Genomic DNA, 21789 nt, shown 5'->3' with positions numbered 1-21789 from the left:
AGCAAAATCCGTGAAACGTCTCGCTTTGTCGCTCGTCTTTTCTTTGCTGGCCTCTACCGCCTTCGCTTTCCCCGTCACCGTCGACAGTTGCGGCAAGCCGTTGACCTTCGACGCGCCGCCCAAGCGCGCCGTCATCCACGACCTCAACATGGCCGAGATGGCCTTCGCGCTGAAGCTGCAGCCGTCGATCGTCGGCCTGACCGGCATCACCGGATGGTACAAGGTCGGCCCCGAATTCAAGGCCGAGCAGGGCTCCATCCCGGAACTCGCGCCCAAATACCCGACGCTCGAAAACCTGGTCGCCGTCGAGCCCGATTTCTTCTTCGCCGGCTGGTACTATGGCATGAAGCCGGGTGGCGACGTGACGCCCGACACGCTCGCCCCGCACGGCATCAAGACACTGGTGCTGACCGAAAGCTGCGTCCATCTCGACAAGAACCGCCCGGCGGCTTCCATGAACCTGCTCTATGGCGATGTTGAAAAGCTGGGCAAGATCTTTGGCAAGGAGACAGAGGCGCAGAAGCTTGTTGCCGGCTGGAAGGCGCAACTCGCCGACATCACCGCGAAGGTCGGCAGCGCCAAGGGAACCCGCGTGTTCCTCTATGATTCCGGCGATGACAAGCCGTTCACCGCCGGAAAATTCGCTATTCCCAGCGCCATGATCACGGCCGCCGGCGGCGACAACATCATGGCCGACATGGACACCAGCTGGGGCAATACGGACTGGGAAACGGTGGCCTCGCGCAACCCGCAATTCCTCATCCTGCTCGATTACCAGGATGGCGGCGGCTACAGGAAACTGCTCGATTTCTTGAAGGCCCATCCGGCAATGAGGGAGACGGACGCGGTCAAGAACGAGCGTTTCGTGGCGCTGCGCTATGCCGAACTGACGCCCGGACCTGCAAACATCGAGGCGATCGCCAAGATCGCCAAGGCGATGCATCCGGAAGCGTTCTGATGCTTCTTGCCCCCGGGCATAAATCCGGCGCGCTTTCCGGGCACAAGGGATTCGCGTTGGCGATGGTGGCGGGCATGGTGGCGGTCGTCGCCCTCGTGCTGCTGTCGATCGCCTATGGTTCGACGCTGATCCCGCTGAGCGACGTCATCGGCTCGCTTGGCCATGCTGTCGGGCTGCATGAACACCAGGTGTCGGGCCCGGTCGGCAAGATCGTCGTCGATCTCAGGCTGCCGCGCACGATCCTGGCGATCTGTGTCGGTGCCGGCCTCGGCATGACAGGTGCGTTGCTGCAGACGGTGACCCGCAACGATCTCGCCGACCCGTTCCTGTTCGGCCTGTCGTCGGGAGCCGCCGCCGGCGCTGTTTCCGTCATCACCGTCTTCGGCGACAGTTTTGGCATCTGGACCTTGCCCATCGCGGCCTTCACCGGCGGCATACTGGCCGCCTGCATCGTCCTGCTGCTGGTCGCACGGGTAAGGGGACAGGGGCCGGAGCGGCTGATCCTCGCCGGCCTTGCCGTCTCCTTCCTGTTCACGGCATTGACCAATTATCTGGTCTTTGCCGGAGACCAGCGCGCGGCCCATTCGGTGCTGTTCTGGACGATGGGCGGGCTGGGGCTGGCGCGCTGGGACAATGTCTGGCTGGGCGCCTTGGGAGCCGGCACGATCGCGGCCTACGGGCTGTGGAACCACCGCAGGCTGGATGCCTTCCTGGCCGGTGAAAGTGCCGCCGAAAGCCTCGGCGTGCCGGTGGCGCGCATGCGCAGGGCGACGTTTCTCGTCGCGGCCTTCTCGACCGCAATTCTCGTCTCGGTCGCCGGCGTCATCGGCTTTGTCGGATTGATGATCCCGCATCTTTCGCGGCCGCTGGCCGGTCCCTTGCATCTGCGCCTGATCGCCAGCTGTGCATTGTTCGGGGCGGTGCTCTTGCTGGCAAGCGATCTTCTGGCACGGACGCTGCTGCCGCCGCAGGAACTGCCGATCGGCATCATAACCAGTTCGCTCGGTGCCTTCTTCGTCGTCACGCTGGTCGTCCGAAACCGCCTGTGAAGAAGGCCGATTCCCGCCTGACCGGCTGTCTCCAGCGGTTCACGGATTGCCATCCACGGTCGCGTTGCAAGACCGCCACGCATATTTGCCGGCTTTCACCATCACGTGACATCTTGAATAGTAAGCACGCTTATTATATCTATCGCTCATGGTTTCTGATGGCATAGACAGACTGGGCTTTTTGATCCACGACGTGCAACGTCTGCTGCGCAAGCGCTTCGAGACGCGCGCCAGCGGGCTTGGCCTTTCGTCGGCGCAATGGCGCCTCATGGTGCGTGTCGCCAAGGAGGCAGGCGTTACCCAGGCGCGGCTCGCGGAACTGCTCGAAATCGAGCCGATCAGCGTCTCGCGCCTCGTCGACCGGATGGAGGAGGGCGGCTGGATCGAACGCCGCGCCGACGCCGCCGACCGCCGCGTGCGCATGATTTTCCCGACAGCCAAGGCGAGCGCTGCCTATGCCGAGGTCAAGAGTCTCGCCGGCAAAGTCTATGAGGAATCGCTTGTCGGCGTTTCGCCCGAGGACCGCCGCGTCCTGATCAGGGCGCTCGATGTAATCGTGCAGAATCTGGCGGACGGCGAGGCTTCGTCGCTTGAAAAGATCAAGAGTGCGGAAGGCGCAGCAGCATGAATGCGGTAGCCAAGGTCGACGAAAACGCCCCCAAGGTTGAGATGGAAGCTCCGGCCCAGCCGGTTGCCGCCCCTGTGGCGGTCGCCCCGCCTGTAGCGCCGGTCCCGGCGGCACCGAAGAAGAAGCGCCGCATGGGCCGCTTTCTCCTGATGTTCGCCCTGCCGGCCGCGCTGATCATCGGCGGCGGCTATGTCTGGGTGACGGGTGGGCGCTATCAGGAGACGGAGAACGCCAATCTGCAGCAGGCCAAGGTGTCGATTGCCTCGGACACGGCCGGCCGCATCGTGCAGGTCGCCATATCGGACCATCAGATGGTCAAGCGGGGGGATCTCCTGTTCGCCATCGACCCCGAGCCTTACCGGATCGCGCTCGCCCAGGCCGACGCCGCGGTTGCCGCGGCACGCCTCAATGTCGAGCAACTGCGCGCCGCCTACAGCCAGTCGATGGCGCAGGAGAAGTCCGCCAGCAGCGAGGTCGACTACGCCCAGTCGCAATATGATCGCGCCGCCGATCTCGCGCAGAAGGGCATCAACGCCAAGTCGTCGCTGGACCAGGCCCGCAACGACCTCGACAAGGCAAAGCAGCAGGTCGCCGTCGCCCAGCAAGGCATCGTCAGCGCCAAGGCCGCACTTGGCGGCAATCCCGATATCGAAACCGACAAGCATCCAACCGTGATGTCGGCTCTCGCCGCGCGTGACAAGGCCGCCTACGACCTGGCCCAGACCACGGTCAAGGCGCCCGCCGATGGCGTCATCTCGCAGGCCTCGTCGTTCAAGGTCGGCCAGTTTGTCGGCTCCGGCACGCCGCTGTTTTCGCTGGTCGAAACCGGCGACTCCTGGATCGATGCCAATTTCAAGGAAACCCAGCTCACCAACATGAAGCCGGGCCAGAAGGCCGAGATCGTGATCGATACCTATCCGGGCAAGACCTTCGAGGCGACGGTCAAGGCGATCGGTGCGGGAACGGGTGCTGAATTCTCGCTGCTGCCCGCGCAGAACGCCACCGGCAACTGGGTCAAGGTCACGCAGCGCATCCCGGTGCGCCTGGAGCTTACCGATCCCGACGCCAAGATGATGCTGCGGACGGGCATGAGCGCCTCTGTCACCGTCGATACCGGCGTAGCCCGCGGTTTCCCCGCCATATTCGGTCACGCCAAGGCTGGCGAGGCCGCGCAATAAATGAGCGGAAGCCCGCCAGGACGAGGCGGGCGGACGTGGATAACAGGATTGGTCTGATGGGAGGAGTGGGAAGCGTCAGCGCCTGGTTCGAGCCGCGTTGCGGCTTGGCCGAAACTGAAATCTTCGACACGGACCCGTCGGTCCTCATGTTTCCGGGCGGCAGGCATCCGCTCATCAGAGATTCTCGGTCGATGTAACCCCCACATCGACAATCGCGTCCCACCGCGATGAGGCTCTCTCAACGGAAGGCTTTGCCGCCCGGAAACCCCATGTACACGTTTTTGTTACCGGCTGGAAGTTCCGCGGATGAGCACGCCCGAATCCTTCAAAGAAGTGCCGCATCGCGGCCTGATCACGGTCGCGCTCATGCTGGCGACGATCATGCAGGCACTCGACACCACGATTGCCAACGTCGCGCTGCCGACCATGACCGGCGACCTCGGCGCCTCTCCGGACAACATCAACTGGGTGCTGACCTCCTACATCGTGGCCGCCGCCATCATGACGCCGGTCACCGGCTGGCTCTCCGACCGCTTCGGCCGCAAGGAGCTGTTCCTGACGGCCGTGGTCGGCTTCACCATCTTCTCCATGCTGTGCGGCCTGGCATGGAGCCTTGAAACCATCGTGCTGTTCCGGCTGATGCAAGGCGTCTTCGGCGCCGCCATCGTGCCGCTGTCGCAGACCTTCCTGCTCGACATTAACCCCAGGGAGCGCCACGGCCAGGCCATGGCCATCTGGGGCGCCGGCATCATGCTGGGGCCGATTCTGGGCCCGACGCTGGGCGGCTGGCTGACCGAGAATTTCAACTGGCGCTGGGTGTTCTTCATCAACCTGCCGGTCGGCATCGTCGCCTTCCTTGGCATGGCCGTCTATCTGCCAGCCGTTGCCCGGCGGGTGCGCAGCTTCGATTTCTTCGGCTTTGCCATGATATCGCTCGGCGTCGGCGCGCTGCAGCTGATGCTCGATCGCGGCGGTGAGGTCGACTGGTTTTCCTCGGTCGAGATATGGATCGAACTCGGCCTGGCCATCACGGGCTTCTGGGTGTTCATCATCCACACCATGACGGCGGAACATCCCTTTATCGACCCCAAGATCTTCCTCGACCGCAATTTCGTGACCGGCCTGGCGTTCATCTTCGTCATGGGTGTGCTTATCCTCGCCTCGATGGCGCTGCTGCCGCCGATGCTGTCGACCATCTTTGGCTATCCGACCATCACCATCGGCATCGTCATCGGTCCGCGCGGTGTCGGCACGATGATCTCGATGCTCGTCGTGGGGCGCATCATGGGAAAGATCGATGCCAGAATTCTCGTCGTCATCGGTTTTCTCCTGACCGCGCAGTCGCTCTACACCATGGCCAGTTTCACGCCACAGATGGACAACTGGTTGATCATCACCTCCGGGGTGATCCAGGGCCTGGGCATGGGAATGGTGTTCGTGCCGCTGTCGACGGTTACATTCGCCACGCTCGACGTACGCTACCGCACCGACGCGACCGCGTTGTTCAGCCTGGTGCGCAATCTTGGCTCGTCGATCGGCGTGTCTGTCGTGACGGTGCTGCTGGTGCGCAACACGCAGATCAACCACGCCGAGCTTTCTGCCTTCATCAACCCGTTCAATCCCAATCTCTGGGCGGTCTCGCCTGCGGCCGCCGGCGGCGATCCGACAGCGCTGTCGGAGGTCGATCGCATGGTCAATATCCAGGCGATGATGATCTCCTACGTCAACGACTTCAAAATACTGATGATGATGACGCTGCTCGCCATCCCGTTCGTCTTCCTGCTGCGCAAGCCGAAAGCCGGCCCGGCTGGTGGCGGCGCGCCCGCCGCGCATATGGACTAGGCCCCGCGGCAGGCAAAGTGGCAGGCACATGCCTGCCACCGATATGGACTAGGATTGCCGCGTCGGTTGGTGCTAGCTCATTGCGCAAGCGGCCTGCATCGTTTGGCCGTTGACCCCAGCGGGACGCAAGAACGATGCAGCACCAGACATTTCCGGTATTCGATCTCGGGCGGTTCGAAAACGCCGGCGCCGAGGAGAAGCAGGCCCTCGGGGCCGAGGTCGACCGCATCTGCCGCGACACCGGGTTCTTGGCCGTGACCAACCACGGCATACCACAGGCGGTGATCGACGCGGCATGGTTGAAGGCGCGGGCCTTTTTCGATCTGGCGCCGGAGCAAAAGCAGCGCTCGAAGGCGCCCTACAAGGGCTATCCCTATGGTTATCTTGGCCCTGAACTCGAAGCATTGGCCAAATCACGCAACGTCGACACGCCGCCCGACCTCAAGGAGAGTTTCAACGGCGGCCCCCTCGGCGTGCCGCAAGGCATGTCCGATCCCGAGGCGCTCGCCTTCTGCTATGCCGAAACGATCTGGCCCGCGGAACCTGAGGGGTTCGTCGCCGCCTGGAAAGCCTATTATGCTGCGCTCGAGGATCTGGCGTTGCGCATCATGCGTGTCTTCGCCACCGCGCTTGGTCTGCCCGAAAATCATTTCGACAGCTATCTCGATGCGCCGATCAGCGCGCTTCGGGCGCTCAACTATCCCGAACAGCATGTCGCGCCGAAACCCGGCCAGATCCGCGCCGGCGCTCACACCGACTACGGCAGCCTGACCATCCTTCTGCCGCAGGCCGGATCACGCGGCCTTCAGATCATCACGCCGGATGGAGAATGGACCGAGGTGCCGCCGATCCCGGGGGCCTTCGTCATCAATATCGGCGACCTGATGGCGCGCTGGACCAACGACCGCTGGGTCTCCACCGTGCATCGTGTGGTCAATCCGCCGGCGCAACAGGGTGGCAAGGACCGGCGCCAGTCCATGGCCTTCTTCCACCAGCCGAACTGGGACGCGGAGATCAACGTGCTGCACGCCTGCCTCGCCGACGGCGAAGCGCCGAAATACGAGCCTGTGCGCTCCGGCCCCTATCTGATGGGAAAATTCAAGGCGACGACCAAATAGGCCGTTCTATTTTCCGAGCACGAGAGCCCAGTACCGCAGGCTGGAGTCGCGGCCGTCGCGCACATAGGCGAGGCCGAAGCGGGTGAAGCGCGGGTCAAGCATGTTACGGCGATGGCCGGGCGAGTGCGCCCAGATGTCGAACAGCTTCTCCTGGTCGAAGCGGCCCTCGGCGATGTTTTCGGCGGCGGCACCGGCAATGCCATTGTCCTTGACGCGCGAGGCAAAATCCTTGCCCCAGCCCGTGGTGTGGCTCATGCGCTCCCGCGATGCCATGTAGCCGGCCTGCTGAAGCGCCGCCTGTTCGAGCTGGGTGTCGGGAACGAGCGGCCCCAGTCCCGCCGTGGCGCGCAGGCTCGCCAGCGTGCCGGTCGCGGAGGAGGAAACCCCGGCGCCTTGCCCGGTCGGCAGCGAGACGGTGCCGCAGGCGGCGGGCCCGACCAAGGCCGCGAGGCCGGCTGCCTTGAGCCATGTGCGCCTGTTCAGGCCTTTTTGACGGATTTCGACTTTTTCAGCTGTCATGCCCGTCTGACATAGCCGCGATCATGGCTTTTGCCGGGCAGGGCTGACAAAATCACGCGATACGGGCAGAAGACCGTCGATGCCGCCATCCAGGTTCGGGCGGGCTCGGTGGAGGAACTACCTTCAGTATGACCGAGCCGGAGGACCATCATACATGAGCAGATGGCTCGAACTATTTGTTGAACACGCGCGGTCGATTGTCATGGACTAAAGGGATAGTTGGGCTACCTGCGCATGCGCGAGGAGCCAATCTGCATGTCGTTCCAAATACTTGGCCGCTGTGAAAAACAATGCAGATTGCCGTGCGCTGATCAATTTCCAGCGGCTGAGCAGTTGCATCAAGCGGAGCGCCCCAACGGCCAAATGCAGAAGAAGCCAGACCGCGCCGAAAGTCAGCCATGATGTGAATTTGGCTCGGGCCTGACTGTCGGTCACAGTACGAAAAAGGCAATCGAGGCCAGAGCCATCACCGCCGTGGCAAGCACTCCGCCGAAAGTCATCCAGCGCGGCAGCGTAAGCCGGCCCATGATCCGTGGGTTCATCGCGATCATCATCATGATTGCCATCAGCGGGGCAGCCAGTATTCCATTGACGACAGCGCTCCAATAGAGTGCCCTGATGGGGTCCAGTCCGACGAAAGTCAGGGTCACCCCGCCCAGCGTCGCCACCGCGATCGTGCCGTAGAAGGCCTTGGCGTCCTGCGGGCGTTGGTCCAGTCCCTCCGGCCACTGAAACATCTCCGCGATGGCATACGCGGCGGAGCCGGCCAGGACGGGCACAGCAAGCATACCTGTGCCGATGATGCCGACCGCAAAGACCACGAATGCAAAGTCACCGGCAACAGGTCGGAGTGCCTCTGCCGCTTGGGACGAGGTTTGAATCTGGGTGACACCGTTGGCATGCAGGGTCGCCGCCGTGGCTATGATGATAAAGACGGCGACAAGGTTGGAGAATCCCATTCCGAACAAGGTGTCGCTCTTGATGCGCGCAAGCTGGTGCGCGGCGCTGCGGGAGTGAGCGCCGAGCCGTAGCCTATGCCGTCGATGCTGCTCCTCGACTTCCTCGCCGGCCTGCCAGAAAAACAGATAGGGGCTGATCGTCGTGCCGAGAACCGCTACCAGCGCCATAGCATGATCGCCGTCGAAGACGATTTGCGGAACCAGCGCACCATAGAGCGCTGTTCCCCAGGGCACATGCACCGACAGAACTACCGCGACATAGGCAAGCAGGGACAGAGTCAGCCATTTGAGCACCGTGACATAGCGGCGGTAGCTCACGAAGACTTGCAACAGGATGCAGATCAGAGCGAAAAGGATCGCATAGAGGTGATGCGGCCCCCCGACCAGCAATTCGAGCGCCGCTCCCATAGCCCCGAGGTCGGCGCCTATGTTGATAACGTTGGCGACGAGGAGCAGCAGCACCGCAAAACGCAACAGCCAAGGCGAATAATGCCGACGCAGGTTGCGCGCGATACCTTGGCCTGTCACCGCACCGATCCCGGCACTGATCCCTTGGGTTACGGCCATGAGCGGATAGCTGAACAGCATGATCCAGGCGAGCGAGTAACCGAATTGTGCCCCCACCTGACTATAGGTGGCGATACCGCTTGGGTCATCGTCGGCAGCGCCGGTGATCAGGCCTGGGCCCAAGGTTCCCAAAAAGTTAAAACGTTTGCGAAGCGTTGACGTGCCCGGCGCTGACTCCGGTAATTCCATCGAATGATCCCCTCCCGCTAGGAATGGACTAGCAAGGCCAAGCAGGTCTTTAACACATTCCCACAGGGCTGATGCAGGCGGCGGTCACCGCGTTCCGCTATTTTTTGATCGCCGCCGGTCTCTCTTTCAGCGTCGTCGGATTGACCCGCAGGGTCAAAACGCTCATCGAGTTGGCTGCGTCCATTTTGCTCTGCTTGCCGCGCGTCTCCCCAACGAATATGTCGCCGACAGCGTTGAAATCCTCAAGACTGATGCGCCTCAGTTTTCACAGCCGACCTATCGATCGAGACGAGTGAGCGGCCCGACGCCCTCACTACCGCAGGTGCCGCCGAGACGTCGGGTTAAGCGTTGGGGGACGTCTCTCATTTCACGAGAGTGATCATCCGGCTGGCATACATCTCGCGATTTCCAAACACGGCCGTGCAGTCGGTTTTGATGGATGAGTTTCCGGTCATCTGCACGGTCAAGCCAACAATCCTCAGACAGTCCCCCTGACCGCTCATGTCTGAGTTGCCGGCAAAGGAAATGGCGGCGTCAGGCGCATAGACGAACCCGCTGATCACGGAATTTGCGCCGCCATTCAGCGTCAAGGCCGATGTGTTGCCGCGGTTCTCGAAAATGGTGATGCCGGCGTAGGGACCGCTGGTGGGTGGGGATAGATTCACCTGTTCATTGGCATTTATGTAGATCTGTGAGCCTTCCATGAGAAATATGGTCACGCCCTGACCGGTCAGGCTGCCGTTGCCGCCCGGTTTTATGGTGACGCCACGCATGATGTAGACGCCCGGATTGAGCGTGATGTTTCCCGACAACGTCTTGTCGCAATAGGTTCCGGGCGACAGCGTATAGGTTTTCCCGTTCGGAACCGGCAGGCACAATGTGTAAGGCGGAGCGACGACGTTCGCCAGAGGATCGAAAGACGCATATTGATGTTCGAGCGGGGCTCCGCAGGTGAGATTGGCGCTGGGCGGCGACAGCCCGTAAGTGCCGCCGACAGTCGAGACGCAGCCCGCCGAAACCTGTGCGGAACCGCCTCTGCTGACGGCATTGGACGCGTCGGAGTTCGCCGCGATCACGCAACTGGTCATAGAGACATTGGTCGAGCCTTGCAGGCTTACGGCCGCCGACGCATGCGGATCGAGCGCCAGCACACAGGCCTGCGCACCAGGGTCCATCTTGACCATGGCCGAGCGGTAAGCCGGCCAGGGGGCCGCGCCATTGATGAAGCTCGGACGGTTGATGCTGGACGATAGCGAGATGTAGTAGGCGCTCGGGCCGCCGCTGGCGGTTGCCGAAAAAGCGGAGACGCTGTCCGCATATTCCTGCTGGTCGGCGACGCTCATATTGGCCGCAAAGAATGTCAGCCCAAGCCCCTGGACATCACTCGCGGGCATGCTGGCCAGGTATTTTGTGCCGACAGCAAGTCCGGCCGCGTCCAGCGAGCTCTGCAATTGTGAGGCGTCGTCGCTCGTGCCCGTGAGGTCGATCGTGCCAGCCACGACAACCATTATCGGCACCATCGCTATGGCGGTCGCGATGGCAAAGTTGCCACGCCGCGAAGACCAGAAGCCTTTCAATGCCAACATTGCCCCTCGCCCAAACTTGGTAAGCTCAAGTGATACGCCAAGGGTCTCTACGATGAATTTAAGCAATAACTAAAATACGTAAATGCTAAAATTTGATGCAATGGTTGACCAAAGCGAAGGTCTGCCAAAGCACGCCAAATTTGGCGACATGAAGAGATGCGCGCAACGAGGAACGGATCCAGGTCATCGATTGCGCGACAAGCCCTGGCAAATCGGCTATGGTGCGACATCTACTAGTGGCAGCTGCGGGCGGCCATCTCGGCGGTGACCGCCCCGACACACGGGAGGATGGTTATGGCCGGCTTTCATGTCATGGCGGACGCTTACGGGATGCATGTGCAGCCTGCGGTGCGCCGCATCACCGCGGCGGATCTCTGGGACGCGCTCAAGCTCGGCGCCGAGGATTTCTGGGCCAAGCCCTCGCATTATATGTTCCTGTGCCTGATCTACCCGGTCGTCGGCCTGATCCTGACGCAGTGGACGTCGGGCTCCAACGCCATCCAGCTTGTCTATCCATTGATGTCGGGCTTTGCCCTGGTCGGGCCTTTTGCCGCGATCGGGCTTTACGAGATCAGCCGCCGGCGCGAACTCGGCATGAACACGGATTGGCGCCACGCGCTCGATGTGCGCCGCTCCCCGGCGCTGCCGTCGATCGCGGTCATCGGCATCATGTTGTTTGTGCTGCTCCTGTTGTGGCTGTTCACCGCCCAATCGATCTACACCAGCCTGTTCGGCGACCAGCCACCGGCTTCCATCGGCGCTTTTGTCCGCGATGTGCTGACGACCAGCAAGGGCTGGACGTTGATTCTGCTTGGCAACGCGGCCGGTTTTGTCTTTGCGGTGGTGGTGCTGGCGACGACGGTGATCGCCTTTCCGCTGCTGCTCGACCGTGATGTCGGTGCCGTCTCGGCAATCGAGACTTCGGCCCGGGCGGTGATGGCCAACCCGCTGCAGATGGCACTGTGGGGGCTGCTGGTCGCCGTGCTTCTGGTGATCGGCTCGATCCCGCTGTTCGCCGGGCTGGCCGTGGTCATGCCGATCCTGGGTCACGCTACCTGGCACCTCTACCGCAAGGTGATCGAGCCGGCGCGGGTCCGGCCGATCCGCCGGCCGATGTAGGCTAAGGCGGTGGGAACCGGCTTTGGGAAAGGATCGTGCCGGAGGCCTCAGCGCTGCGCGTCGGTCGCCATCTTCAGCGCCAGTGCCGTCAGCACGCCTCCCATCATCCAGCGTTGGATGACCAGCCACAATGGCCGTCCGGCAAGGAAAGTGGCGATCGAACCGGCCGTCACCGCGATGATGGCATTGACGGTCAGGCTGATGGTGATCTGAGTCGCGCCCAGAACCAGCAACTGCGACAGGACATGGCCTTTGCCGATGCTGATGAATTGCGGCAGCAGGGACAGATAGAGAACGGCCACTTTCGGATTGAGCAGATTGGTCATCAGGCCCATGGCGAACAGCTTGCGCGGCCCGTCTTTCGGCAGGTCGCGCACCTGGAATGGCGAACGTCCGCCAGGTTTCACCGCTTGCCAGGCCAACCACAAGAGATAGAGCACGCCGGCAAAGCGCAACGCATCGTAAGCATAGGGCACGGCGAGCAGCAGTGCGGTGATGCCGAACGCCGCCGAAAGCACATAGAACAGGAAACCGACCGCAACCCCGCCAAGCGAGATCAGTCCGGCCTTCGGCCCTTGCGACAGCGAGCGTGAGATCAGGTAGATCATGTTCGGGCCTGGCGTCAGCACCATGCCGAGGCAGACCAGCGCGAAAGCGAGATGGTTGGCGGTATCGGGCATTGTTTGTCCCCAGGCGTGCCGCGATGGATGCGGGATCCCGCAGGCGGCCAATATCTGCCTGTCGCGGCGGGCGCCCGCAAGGGCTTGGGCGGCGCAGGCATTGCGCCAGCGCGCGTGATGCCGTTCGACGCGACACGCTCTAACCGACCACCCGCAGGTTCGACAGTTCGTTGCCGATTTCCTTGAAATCGTTCGACAGGCTGGCGCCGGTCGCATTCCAGAACAGCTTCGCCGGCTTGCTCGGGTTCGCCGGATCCTTGCGGAAGCGCGAGTCCGAGGAGCAGGATTTCAGTGCATCGATCGCCAGCTTGTCGCTGGCCTTGGTCGTCGACAGGTCGAGCGCCACCGTCATCACCATGATGTTGGCCGCCTTGGCGTTGTTGCAAAGCGTTGCCATCTGCTCGTTGAGCGCGTTCGTGTAGTTGCCGTTCGAATAGTCGAGCCGACCGATGGCGCTCGATGTGCCCATGAACAGGCGACCGACCGAGGTGCCGTTGTAGCCGGGGTTGAGATAGCCATAGGACGCATAGGTCGATTTGGAGTTGGCGGGATCGGAATAGCTCAGCGAGGACGGCGTATAGTAGGTGTTGGCGCCGTCGGTCAGGACGATCACCACCTTGTCGTTGCCTTTCTCGGTTTCAGCCCGCCCTTGCGTGAACGGCTCGCCACTCGAAACCACGCGCCAGCCCCACGCCATGCCCTCGGGAACATTGGTGCCGCCATTCGGCTGCATCAGGTCGATGGCGGCCTTGATCGAGGTGAGCCCATCGGTGACGCTGACATCGGTCAGCGGCGTGATTGGATTGGTGGTGCAGCTGTAGTTCGGGCCGTTGCCGGCAGGCAGCGCCGGCGCATTGATCGGCCGCGGCTGGAAATACTTGGCCATGTTGCGCAGCCGCCATTGGCCGGTGCTGCTCGAAGGATCGTCATTCCACCAGCTGTTCACCGCGCCATAGGTCACCGGTGCCGCCTCGTCGGGATCCTGGGTGAGCTTCCAGTGGTTGCCGGGCTCGTCCGGGGCGAACATGGGCACGAACATCGTTGCCGGATCGCCGACGCCTATGCCGGTGTTGGCGGAGCCGCCGGATGGCGGTGTGTCGTTGACATTGTAGGGGTAGGGCCGGGCCTCCACGCAGCCTTGCCAGCTGGCGAACGGCCCGTAGGAGTCGATGTAGTCATATTCGTCGTGGCTGCGCTTGCAGGTGTTGTTCGAATTGTATTCGTCGCAAACCACCCGCTTGCTGTTGACGACGCGCTCGTGGTTGGTGACGACCTTCATGTCCCGGTAGAGCGAAAACCGGGTCAGAATCTGGCCTTCCTCGCTGCCCCAGCCGGTGCCGCGCTTGTACCAGATGCCGTTGGTCTGCTGGGCGTATTTGTTGGCCGCATTCAGCGTCGACCAATCGAAATTCTCGTTCGACACCGGCGACAGGCCCTCTGTGTCCATCCACGATGCATTGCCATTGCCGGGGCCGACATTGACCGAAGCGGCAAAGGGCACGAGACCGAACTGCACCGGCTTGTCGACCTGCTTGATCATGGCCGCCTGCTGGGCCAGCGTGTCGACCAGTTGCTTGGACGCCGTCTTGAGAAGATCGATGCGCTTTTGTCCCGAGCCGGTGCCGAGTGTGGTCATCGACCCGGAATTGTCGAGCACCAGGGCAACTTCCAGCGTGTTCTTCAGCCTCACCTGGGAGGTGACGTTGAAGCTGATCCTTTGGTTCGCATCGATTGCGGATTTACCGACAAGCTGCGCGAAGGCCGGGTAGAAATAGGGCTTGTAGGCAAGCTGCGCCGTCATGGTGAGCAGGCCGCCACCGGCGGTGTTGCTCGGCAAGACGACGTTGAGGGTCGTGCTGGCGGGATCGACATCGTTCAGGTTGGCGTTGAAGAAGTCGAGCGCGTAGGCCTTCAGCTGGTCGTCCGTCGCGCCTTCCGTCAGCCGGCGCGCCGTGGCGAAGTTGGCGGCGTCGAGCGCATTCGTCACCACCTGCTTTTCACGGTTCATTTCCGTGAAGTCGACCGCGATCGCCAGGCCGCCCATCAGCGGTATCATCGCCACGACTGTCACAAGAGCATAGTTGCCGCGCCGGTCGCGGCGGAACTGACGCCAGATTTCACGCATGTCTTGCAGCGGCCCCCGCCGGCGGATTTTCGGTCTGCGCCAGCTTCTCACAAAACGCTGAAAGACGGGTTTGGGAAACCGCTCTATTGCTTGGTTGGCGCTTCACCAACCGCTAACCAATCAAAGGCCACGGCCCTGATGCCGTCCAGAAAAACGCCTGCCGACGCAGGACGTAGGCATATTGGGCTGACAGATAGGACGGATAAGAGAGCGCTCATGGTCGTCCAGCCAGCTCTCATTGATCAATTGACGAGGCTGCCAGGCGAAAGCTGGTGACAGCATGGAGCGGTTCGGATAATTCGAAACCCGCTGCGGCGACCCGTCAGCCGCGGCACTCGCAACGCTTATACTGAAGGAAACGGCATGGCGAATTCGCCTGAAATCGTCGGCTCGCTCGAAGACGTCTCGAAAGCCTATTCGGCAATTCTTTGCGATGTCTGGGGCGTGGTGCACAATGGCGAATGGCATTTTCCGGCGGCCGCGGCGGCGCTTGCCGAGGCGAGGACAGCCGGTATACCGGTTGTCCTTATCACCAATTCGCCTCGCCGCAGCGCCGATGTCGTGGCTCAGATGAGCGTGATCGGCGTTCCGCCATCGGCCTACGACCGTGTGGTGACCTCGGGTGATGTGACCCGCGACCTGATCGCGGAGGGCCCGCGCAAGATCTTCCACATCGGCGCCGAACGCGACCTGACCCTTTATGACGGCCTCGATGTCGAGCTCGTCGAGGAATTCGAAGCCGCCGGTGTAGTTTGCACCGGGTTGTTCAACGACGAGGTCGAGAAGCCTGAGGATTATACGGACCTTTTGCGCCGATTGCGTGCCAGGAACCTGCCGTTCATCTGCGCCAATCCCGATATCATGGTGGAGCGCGGCGAACGGATCATCTGGTGTGCGGGTGCCCTGGCGCGCGACTATGCCCAGCTCGGCGGCCGCACGCTGATCGCTGGAAAGCCTTACACGCCGATCTACGACGTCGCGATGAAAGAAGTGGCGGAGGTGCTTGGGCGGCCGGTTGAGCGTTCGCAGGTGCTGGCCATCGGCGACGGGATGATGACCGATGTGAAGGGCGCGGCCGACAATGGTTTTGATGTTCTTTATGTCTCCGGCGGCATCCATGCCCGCGACTATGGCGATGCAGCCCGGCCGGATCCGGCAAAGCTCGGACTCTTCCTGGAACGGCACGGCTATCGTCCGGTGGCCGTCATAGCCAGACTGCAGTAGGTGACAATGGTGGCCTTCCAGCATCTCTCGGCAGCCGCGCCGCTGCCCGCCGATCTGCGGGGCGGCGTTGTCGCGATCGGCAATTTCGATGGTGTCCACCGTGGCCATCAGGCGGTGCTCGAGCGGGCGTTGGCCGAGGCTGCGCGGCGTGACGTGCCGGCCCTGGTGCTGACCTTCGAGCCGCACCCGCGCAAGGTCTTCAGGCCCGACATGCCGTTGTTCGTGCTGACCCCGCCGCCGATGAAGGCGCGCCTTCTGTCGTTGCTCGGCTTTGCCGCGCTCGTCGAGCAGCCGTTCACGCGCGACTTCGCCTCGCTGTCGGCGGAAGCTTTCGTCACCGACGTGCTGGAGAGGACGCTCGGCATCACCCACGCCGTGACCGGTTTCGATTTTCATTTCGGCAAGGACCGCCAGGGCGGACCGGCCTATCTGATGGCAGCCGGCGAACGCCATGGCTTTGGCGTCACGCTCGTCGACGCTTTTCGCGACGAGGGCGCCGAGGTGGTCTCGTCAAGCCGGATCCGGGGCTTGCTCTGCGATGGCGAGGTGGCCGAGGCCGCTGGCCTTCTCGGCTATCGCTTCACCGTTGAAAGCGAGGTGGTCGGTGGCCAGCAGCTCGGCCGAACGCTCGGCTTTCCGACCGCGAATATGCGGCTTCCCGCGGAAGCCACCCTCAGGGAAGGGATCTACGCCGTCCGCTTTCGGCGCGCCGACGGCACGTTGCACGATGGCGTCGCCAGCTTCGGCCGCCGCCCGACCGTCGACGACAATGGCGCACCGCTTCTGGAGACCTTCGTCTTCGATTTTTTCGGCGATCTCTATGGCGAGACCTGCGAGGTCTCGTTCTTCGGCTTCCTGCGCAGCGAGATCAAATTCGACGGGCTCGACGCGCTGGTCGTGCAGATGAAGAGGGACGAAGCCGAGGCGAGGGCGCTGCTTGCCGGCGTCAAGCCGCTTTCACAACTCGACGCCGCCATCGCTTTTTGAAAAGCGCTATCCCGAACCGGATATCCGCCCCGTCGGATCGGTTTTCGCGCGAGACCGTGCGGGGGTAAGGCTCTACTCTACTTTTTCAGCGCCAGGCCGACGGCGATGAAGGTCCAGCCCTGGAAGATCAGGTCGATCGCCAGGAACAGTCCGAGCACCCACACGCTGTTGACCGGCCAACCCATGGCGATGATCAGGCCGGCAAGCACGCTGATGGCGCCTGCCGCGACGATCCAGCCCCAGCCTTGTTCCGGACGGTGACTGTAGCCGACCCAGGCCCGCAGCGCGCCGGACGCGACGAGCGCGACGGCCAGCAGGAAGGTCAGCACCGCCGAGGCAAGCAGCGGGTTGTCGAAAGCGAAAAACCCGGCGACCGCGTATAGCAGGCCGCTCAGCAGCCAGTAGAAGAAGCGCCCCCAGGTCTTGACCCCGAAAGCATGCATGATCTCGATGATGCCGGCCACCAGCATCAGCCAGCCGACGACGTAGACGGAAGCCACCGTGGCGATGAACAAATTGCCGAAGGCAATGCCGCCGAGGATCAGCAGCAATACGCCCAGACCGACAAACCATCCCCACTTTGCTCGCGTCTGGCCGATCGCGTTCTTCAGTGTATCGCCGTGCAGTGTCATGTCGCCACCTCCCTTGAGGACTGCCAGAATAAAACGAAGTTACCCCTGGGGCCGATCCGCGTCCAGCCGAGGGCGGATAGGAGGATGCAAGCAATGCGAGGCTTATGTCTCTGCTTTAAATCAAATTTTACCAAAGCCTCGTCAAAGCTGTCGCAGAAGGACAGTTGTATCGTGTTAGTGGAGTAGCCATGAGTCCGTTCGGAAAGATTTCTGCAGCCTTGGCTACCGTCATGCTGGCCACGTCGGGCGCGGCCGAGGCCGGCGACGGCGCTTTGGGCTGGCTGTCCGGCGACTGGTATCTGACGGTTGGCGCCACTGGCATGGTTGCGCCGAATTTCGAGGGCGGCAAGAAATACATGCTTAGCGCCCAGCCCATCATCTCATTGGGCAAGGCCGGTCCCCAGGCACGCTTCACCTCGCGCAACGACAACATTTCGCTGGCGCTCGTCGACGATGGCGGCGTTCGCGCCGGTTTGACCGGCAAGTTCCTGTTTTCGCGCGACGACGGCGATGCCGACGAACTCAAGGGCCTCGATCCGGTCCGTTGGGGTGGTGAAGTCGGTGGCTTTTTCGAATTCTATCCGACGGACTGGATGCGCGCGCGCGCCGAATTGCGGCACGGCATCCGTGCCCATAATGGCTTTGTCGCCGATATCGCCGCCGACGCCTTCTACGATGTGACGCCAACCGTCAGGATTTCGGGTGGCCCGCGCGTGTCCTTTGCCTCGGCCAAGTATTTCGACACCTACTATGGCGTCAACGCGCAGGAAGCCGTGGCCTCGGGCCTGAGCCAGTATAATCCTAGTGGCGGCCTGAAATCCGTCGGCCTCGGCGGTGCGGTGACCTGGAAGGTGACCGATCCGATGACCGCCAGCCTGTTCGGCGAATATTCGCGCCTGGAAGGTCCGGCGGCCGATTCCAGCCTGGTCAGGGAGCGCGGCGACCGCAACCAGTTCATGGTCGGCGTGTCGACCACCTATCGCTTCGACTTCAAGATGTAGGCGAATTGAACGAGACGCTTTATTCCTGCGCCTATCTCCGCTAAAAGCCCACCAATGACGAGCTTTTCGCGCCTTCGTGTGCTGACGATACGAATTACCGGCCCGGTGTTCCGGGCGGCCTGAGCGCCGCCGGAGCCGCCGGGACGTTTGCGCGCACCCTCGCGTTTTTTCCAGAACATCGACGCATATCGCCCAAAAGTGGGTCCGGTTTTGGGAAACGGATGTGCATCAACCAAAGACTTCAAGCCCCGGGGCTTTCCCGCCGGGCAATTGAGATGGCAGATCAATGACCGATACCCCTACCGCCGACAAGGCCGAGACGATCGACTATTCCAAGACGCTTTATCTGCCGCAGACGGATTTCCCGATGCGCGCCGGCTTGCCCGAGAAGGAGCCGGTGCTGGTCAAGCGCTGGCAGGACATGGACCTCTACGCCAAGCTGCGTGAGAGTGCCGCCGGCCGCACGAAATACGTACTGCATGACGGCCCGCCCTACGCAAACGGCAACATCCATATCGGCCATGCGCTGAACAAGATCCTCAAGGACGTCATCACCCGCTCGTTCCAGATGCGCGGCTATGACTCGAACTACGTTCCCGGCTGGGACTGCCACGGCCTTCCCATCGAGTGGAAGATCGAGGAGCAGTACCGCGCCAAGGGCAAGAACAAGGACGAGGTGCCGGTCAACGAATTCCGCCAGGAATGCCGCGAATTCGCCGCGCACTGGATCTCTGTGCAGGGTGGAGAGTTCCAGCGGCTCGGCGTCGTCGGCGACTTCAAGAACCCCTATACGACGATGGCCTTCCATGCCGAGTCGCGCATCGCCGGCGAGTTGTTGAAATTCGCCATGTCGGGCCAGCTCTATCGCGGCTCGAAGCCGGTGATGTGGAGCGTCGTCGAGCGCACCGCATTGGCCGAGGCCGAGATCGAATACCAGGACTACGAGTCCGACACGATCTGGGTGAAGTTCCCCGTCGCCAATCTCGTCGTTGCCAGTGTCGTGGACGGGCAGCCGGCGGAACTCAATCCGGATCTGAGCGGGCGGTCGCTGGATTTGCTGGATGCCCATGTCGTGATCTGGACGACGACGCCTTGGACCATCCCGGGCAATCGCGCCGTCAACTATTCGCCGCGCGTCGCCTACGGGCTCTACGAGGTGACAGCAGCCGAGAATGCGTTCGGTCCGCAACCGGGTGAGAAGCTGATCTTTGCCGACGCCCTGGCCGAGGAAAGCCAGGCCAAGGCCAAGGTAACCTTGAAGCGCCTTCACGGCATCGGCACCGAACAGCTTGGAAATCTTGTGCTTTCGCACCCCTTCAAGGGCCTCGGCGGCGGCTACGAGTTCCCCGTGCCGATGCTTGCCGGGGACCATGTCACCGATGATGCCGGCACCGGTTTCGTCCACACGGCACCCGGCCACGGTCGCGAGGATTTCGACGCCTGGATGGACGCGGCGCCCGGACTGCGTGCGCGCGGCATCGATACCGCGATCCCGTTTACCGTCGACGACGCCGGCTTCCTTACCAAGGACGCGCCGGGCTTCGGCCCGGACCGCGAAGGTGGGCCGGCACGCGTCATCGACGACAATGGCAAGAAGGGCAACGCCAACCAGGCGGTCATCGACGAGCTGATCAAGCGCAACGCCTTGTTCGCGCGCGGCCGCCTGAAGCATTCCTATCCGCATTCCTGGCGGTCGAAGAAGCCGGTCATCTTCCGCAACACGCCGCAATGGTTCGTCTACATGGACAAGGACCTCGGCGACGGCACGACGCTGCGCAGCCGCGCGTTGAAGGCCATCGACGACACCCGCTTCGTGCCGGCTGCCGGCCAGAATCGCATCCGTGCCATGATCGAGGAGCGCCCCGACTGGGTGCTGTCGCGCCAGCGCGCCTGGGGTGTGCCGATCGCCGTATTCGCCGATGAGGACGGCAACGTCCTGAAGGACGAGGCGGTCAACCAGCGCATCATGGATGCCTTCGAGAAGGAAGGCGCCGACGCCTGGTTCGCCGCCGGCGCCAAGGAACGCTTCCTCGGCAACCACGACGCCTCCCGTTGGAAGCAGGTGATGGACATCCTCGACGTCTGGTTCGATTCGGGCTCGACGCACGTCTTCACGCTCGAGGATCGTCCCGACCTGAAATGGCCGGCCGACGTCTATCTCGAAGGTTCCGACCAGCATCGCGGCTGGTTCCACTCCTCGCTGCTCGAAAGCTGCGGCACCAGGGGCAGGGCGCCTTACGACACCGTCGTCACCCATGGCTTCACCATGGACGAGGACGGACGCAAGATGTCGAAATCGCTCGGCAACACCGTGGTGCCGCAGGACGTGATCAAGCAATCCGGCGCCGACATTCTGCGCCTGTGGGTGGTGACGACCGATTATTGGGAAGACCAGCGGCTCGGCAAGAACGTGCTGCAGACCAACATCGACGCCTACCGCAAACTGCGCAACACCATTCGCTGGATGCTGGGCACGCTCGCCCATGACGATGGCGAGACGGTCCCGCTGGTTGAAATGCCGGAGCTCGAACGGCTGATGCTGCATCGGCTGGCCGAGCTGGACGAGGTGGTGCGCCAAGGCTACGACGCCTTTGAATTCAAGCGCATCACCCGCGCATTACTCGATTTCATGGTGGTCGAACTGTCGGCCTTCTATTTCGACATCCGCAAGGACGCGCTCTACTGCGACGCGCCGTCGAGCGTGAAGCGCAAGGCCTCGGTGCAGGTGGTGCGCCATCTCTTCGACTGCCTGGTGAAATGGCTGGCGCCGATGCTGCCCTTCACCATGGAAGAGGCCTGGCTCGACCGCCATCCCGATGCCGTTTCGTTGCATCTCGACCAGTTCCCGGAAATCCCGGCGGATTGGAAGAATGACGCGCTGGCGGAAAAATGGCGCAAGGTGCGGCAGGTCCGCCGTGTCGTCACCGGCGCGCTGGAGATCGCGCGGGCGCAGAAGGTGATCGGCTCCTCGCTCGAGGCAGTGCCGGTGGTCACGATCAACGACGCGGCGCTTGAGGCGGCCATTTCGGACGTCGACATGGCAGAGATGGCGATCACCAGCGATCTCGTCATTGCCCATGGCCAGGCGCCGGAAGGTGCCTTCACGCTCGACGACGTCAAGGGCGTCGCCGTGGTGGTCGAGAAGGCCGAGGATCGCGGTCTGGTCAAATGCGCGCGTTCCTGGCGCTACACGGCCGATGTCGGCCAGGATCCTGCATTTCCCGATGTCTCGGCGCGCGACGCTGCCGTGCTGCATGAACTGCAGGCGCTCGGCCGGCTTTGACGCATGTCGCCCGAAACCACGCCCTCGGGCCTGGCCCGAGGGCGTGCCGCGGTTTTGGGATCACGGCAGGCGTAGCCGGAATGCGCGGCATATCGGTGCACAAATGCCACGCCGGGCGGCGCGGATCCGCCCGTGCGTTGCCCTT

General features: G+C 62.7%; 17 protein-coding genes. 11 read left to right on the top strand and 6 right to left on the bottom strand.

Annotation, left to right across the window (positions count from 1 at the left end):
• Positions 1 to 10 precede the first annotated feature (10 nt).
• The 6 genes from EB815_RS25930 (at position 11) to EB815_RS25905 (ending at position 6773) form a co-directional block, all read left to right on the top strand.
• Entirely contained in the window at positions 11 to 958 is a 948-nt protein-coding gene (locus EB815_RS25930) for an ABC transporter substrate-binding protein (RefSeq protein ID WP_065004980.1), read from the top strand.
• Positions 958 to 2007 (top strand): FecCD family ABC transporter permease, encoded by a 1050-nt coding sequence (locus tag EB815_RS25925; protein ID WP_065004981.1) that lies wholly within the window; start codon positions 958 to 960, stop codon positions 2005 to 2007. The genes EB815_RS25930 and EB815_RS25925 overlap by 1 nt, the downstream gene beginning before the upstream one ends.
• 148 nt (positions 2008 to 2155) lie before the next feature.
• Positions 2156 to 2635, top strand: a complete 480-nt coding sequence (locus tag EB815_RS25920; protein WP_056562941.1) for a MarR family winged helix-turn-helix transcriptional regulator — start codon at positions 2156 to 2158, stop codon at positions 2633 to 2635.
• A complete protein-coding gene (locus EB815_RS25915; protein ID WP_056562938.1) occupies positions 2632 to 3813 on the top strand; it encodes an HlyD family secretion protein in 1182 nt (393 codons plus the stop codon). Before EB815_RS25920 ends, EB815_RS25915 begins: the two co-directional genes overlap by 4 nt.
• A gap of 306 nt (positions 3814 to 4119) precedes the next feature.
• Positions 4120 to 5655: a DHA2 family efflux MFS transporter permease subunit gene (locus tag EB815_RS25910; protein ID WP_056562935.1), complete on the top strand. Its 1536-nt coding sequence runs from the start codon at positions 4120 to 4122 to the stop codon at positions 5653 to 5655.
• Between the two features lie 134 nt (positions 5656 to 5789).
• The gene (locus EB815_RS25905; protein ID WP_056562932.1) at positions 5790 to 6773 is read left to right on the top strand and encodes an isopenicillin N synthase family dioxygenase; all 984 of its coding nucleotides are present in this window, start codon (positions 5790 to 5792) and stop codon (positions 6771 to 6773) included.
• Positions 6774 to 6779: 6 nt separating this feature from the next.
• On the opposite strand, the gene EB815_RS25900 is transcribed toward EB815_RS25905, so the two are convergent.
• The 3 genes from EB815_RS25900 to EB815_RS25890 all read right to left on the bottom strand — a co-directional run bounded on the left by EB815_RS25900 (position 6780) and on the right by EB815_RS25890 (position 10593).
• Entirely contained in the window at positions 6780 to 7292 is a 513-nt protein-coding gene (locus tag EB815_RS25900; protein ID WP_056562930.1) for a CAP domain-containing protein, read from the bottom strand.
• Positions 7293 to 7723: 431 nt separating this feature from the next.
• Positions 7724 to 9007: an NRAMP family divalent metal transporter gene (locus EB815_RS25895; protein WP_065004983.1), complete on the bottom strand. Its 1284-nt coding sequence runs from the start codon at positions 9005 to 9007 to the stop codon at positions 7724 to 7726.
• 362 nt (positions 9008 to 9369) lie between these two features.
• A complete protein-coding gene (locus EB815_RS25890; protein WP_056562925.1) occupies positions 9370 to 10593 on the bottom strand; it encodes a TadE/TadG family type IV pilus assembly protein in 1224 nt (407 codons plus the stop codon).
• 294 nt (positions 10594 to 10887) lie between these two features.
• Between EB815_RS25890 and EB815_RS25885 the strand changes: the two genes are divergently transcribed.
• Positions 10888 to 11712, top strand: a complete 825-nt coding sequence (locus tag EB815_RS25885; RefSeq protein ID WP_056565478.1) for a DUF2189 domain-containing protein — start codon at positions 10888 to 10890, stop codon at positions 11710 to 11712.
• 47 nt (positions 11713 to 11759) lie between these two features.
• Here EB815_RS25885 and EB815_RS25880 read toward each other — a convergent pair whose 3' ends face one another.
• Both EB815_RS25880 and EB815_RS25875 read right to left on the bottom strand, forming a co-directional pair.
• Positions 11760 to 12392, bottom strand: coding sequence for a LysE family translocator (locus EB815_RS25880; RefSeq protein WP_056562922.1), 633 nt, complete (start codon positions 12390 to 12392; stop codon positions 11760 to 11762).
• A gap of 139 nt (positions 12393 to 12531) precedes the next feature.
• Positions 12532 to 14517 (bottom strand): TadE/TadG family type IV pilus assembly protein, encoded by a 1986-nt coding sequence (locus EB815_RS25875; RefSeq protein WP_056562920.1) that lies wholly within the window; start codon positions 14515 to 14517, stop codon positions 12532 to 12534.
• A gap of 363 nt (positions 14518 to 14880) precedes the next feature.
• On the opposite strand from EB815_RS25875, the gene EB815_RS25870 reads away from it, so the two are divergent.
• Positions 14881 to 15741 carry a TIGR01459 family HAD-type hydrolase gene (locus EB815_RS25870; RefSeq protein WP_056562917.1) on the top strand — a complete coding sequence of 287 codons (861 nt, stop codon included), beginning with the start codon at positions 14881 to 14883 and terminating at the stop codon, positions 15739 to 15741.
• Positions 15742 to 15747: 6 nt separating this feature from the next.
• The gene (locus tag EB815_RS25865; RefSeq protein WP_056565474.1) at positions 15748 to 16728 is read left to right on the top strand and encodes a bifunctional riboflavin kinase/FAD synthetase; all 981 of its coding nucleotides are present in this window, start codon (positions 15748 to 15750) and stop codon (positions 16726 to 16728) included.
• A gap of 77 nt (positions 16729 to 16805) precedes the next feature.
• Here the strand turns inward: EB815_RS25865 and EB815_RS25860 are convergent, their stop codons facing one another.
• Entirely contained in the window at positions 16806 to 17360 is a 555-nt protein-coding gene (locus tag EB815_RS25860) for an HdeD family acid-resistance protein (protein WP_056562914.1), read from the bottom strand.
• Positions 17361 to 17548: 188 nt separating this feature from the next.
• On the opposite strand from EB815_RS25860, the gene EB815_RS25855 reads away from it, so the two are divergent.
• Together EB815_RS25855 and ileS are read left to right on the top strand one after the other, a co-directional pair.
• Positions 17549 to 18361, top strand: coding sequence for a MipA/OmpV family protein (locus EB815_RS25855; protein ID WP_056562912.1), 813 nt, complete (start codon positions 17549 to 17551; stop codon positions 18359 to 18361).
• Positions 18362 to 18647: 286 nt separating this feature from the next.
• Entirely contained in the window at positions 18648 to 21644 is a 2997-nt protein-coding gene (gene ileS, locus EB815_RS25850) for an isoleucine--tRNA ligase (protein ID WP_056562908.1), read from the top strand.
• Positions 21645 to 21789 lie beyond the last annotated feature (145 nt).

This window comes from Mesorhizobium loti (assembly GCF_013170705.1).
GTDB lineage: Bacteria > Pseudomonadota > Alphaproteobacteria > Rhizobiales > Rhizobiaceae > Mesorhizobium > Mesorhizobium loti_D.
Note: the sequence above shows the minus strand (reverse complement) of the source record. Positions and strands in the feature narration are given on the sequence as shown.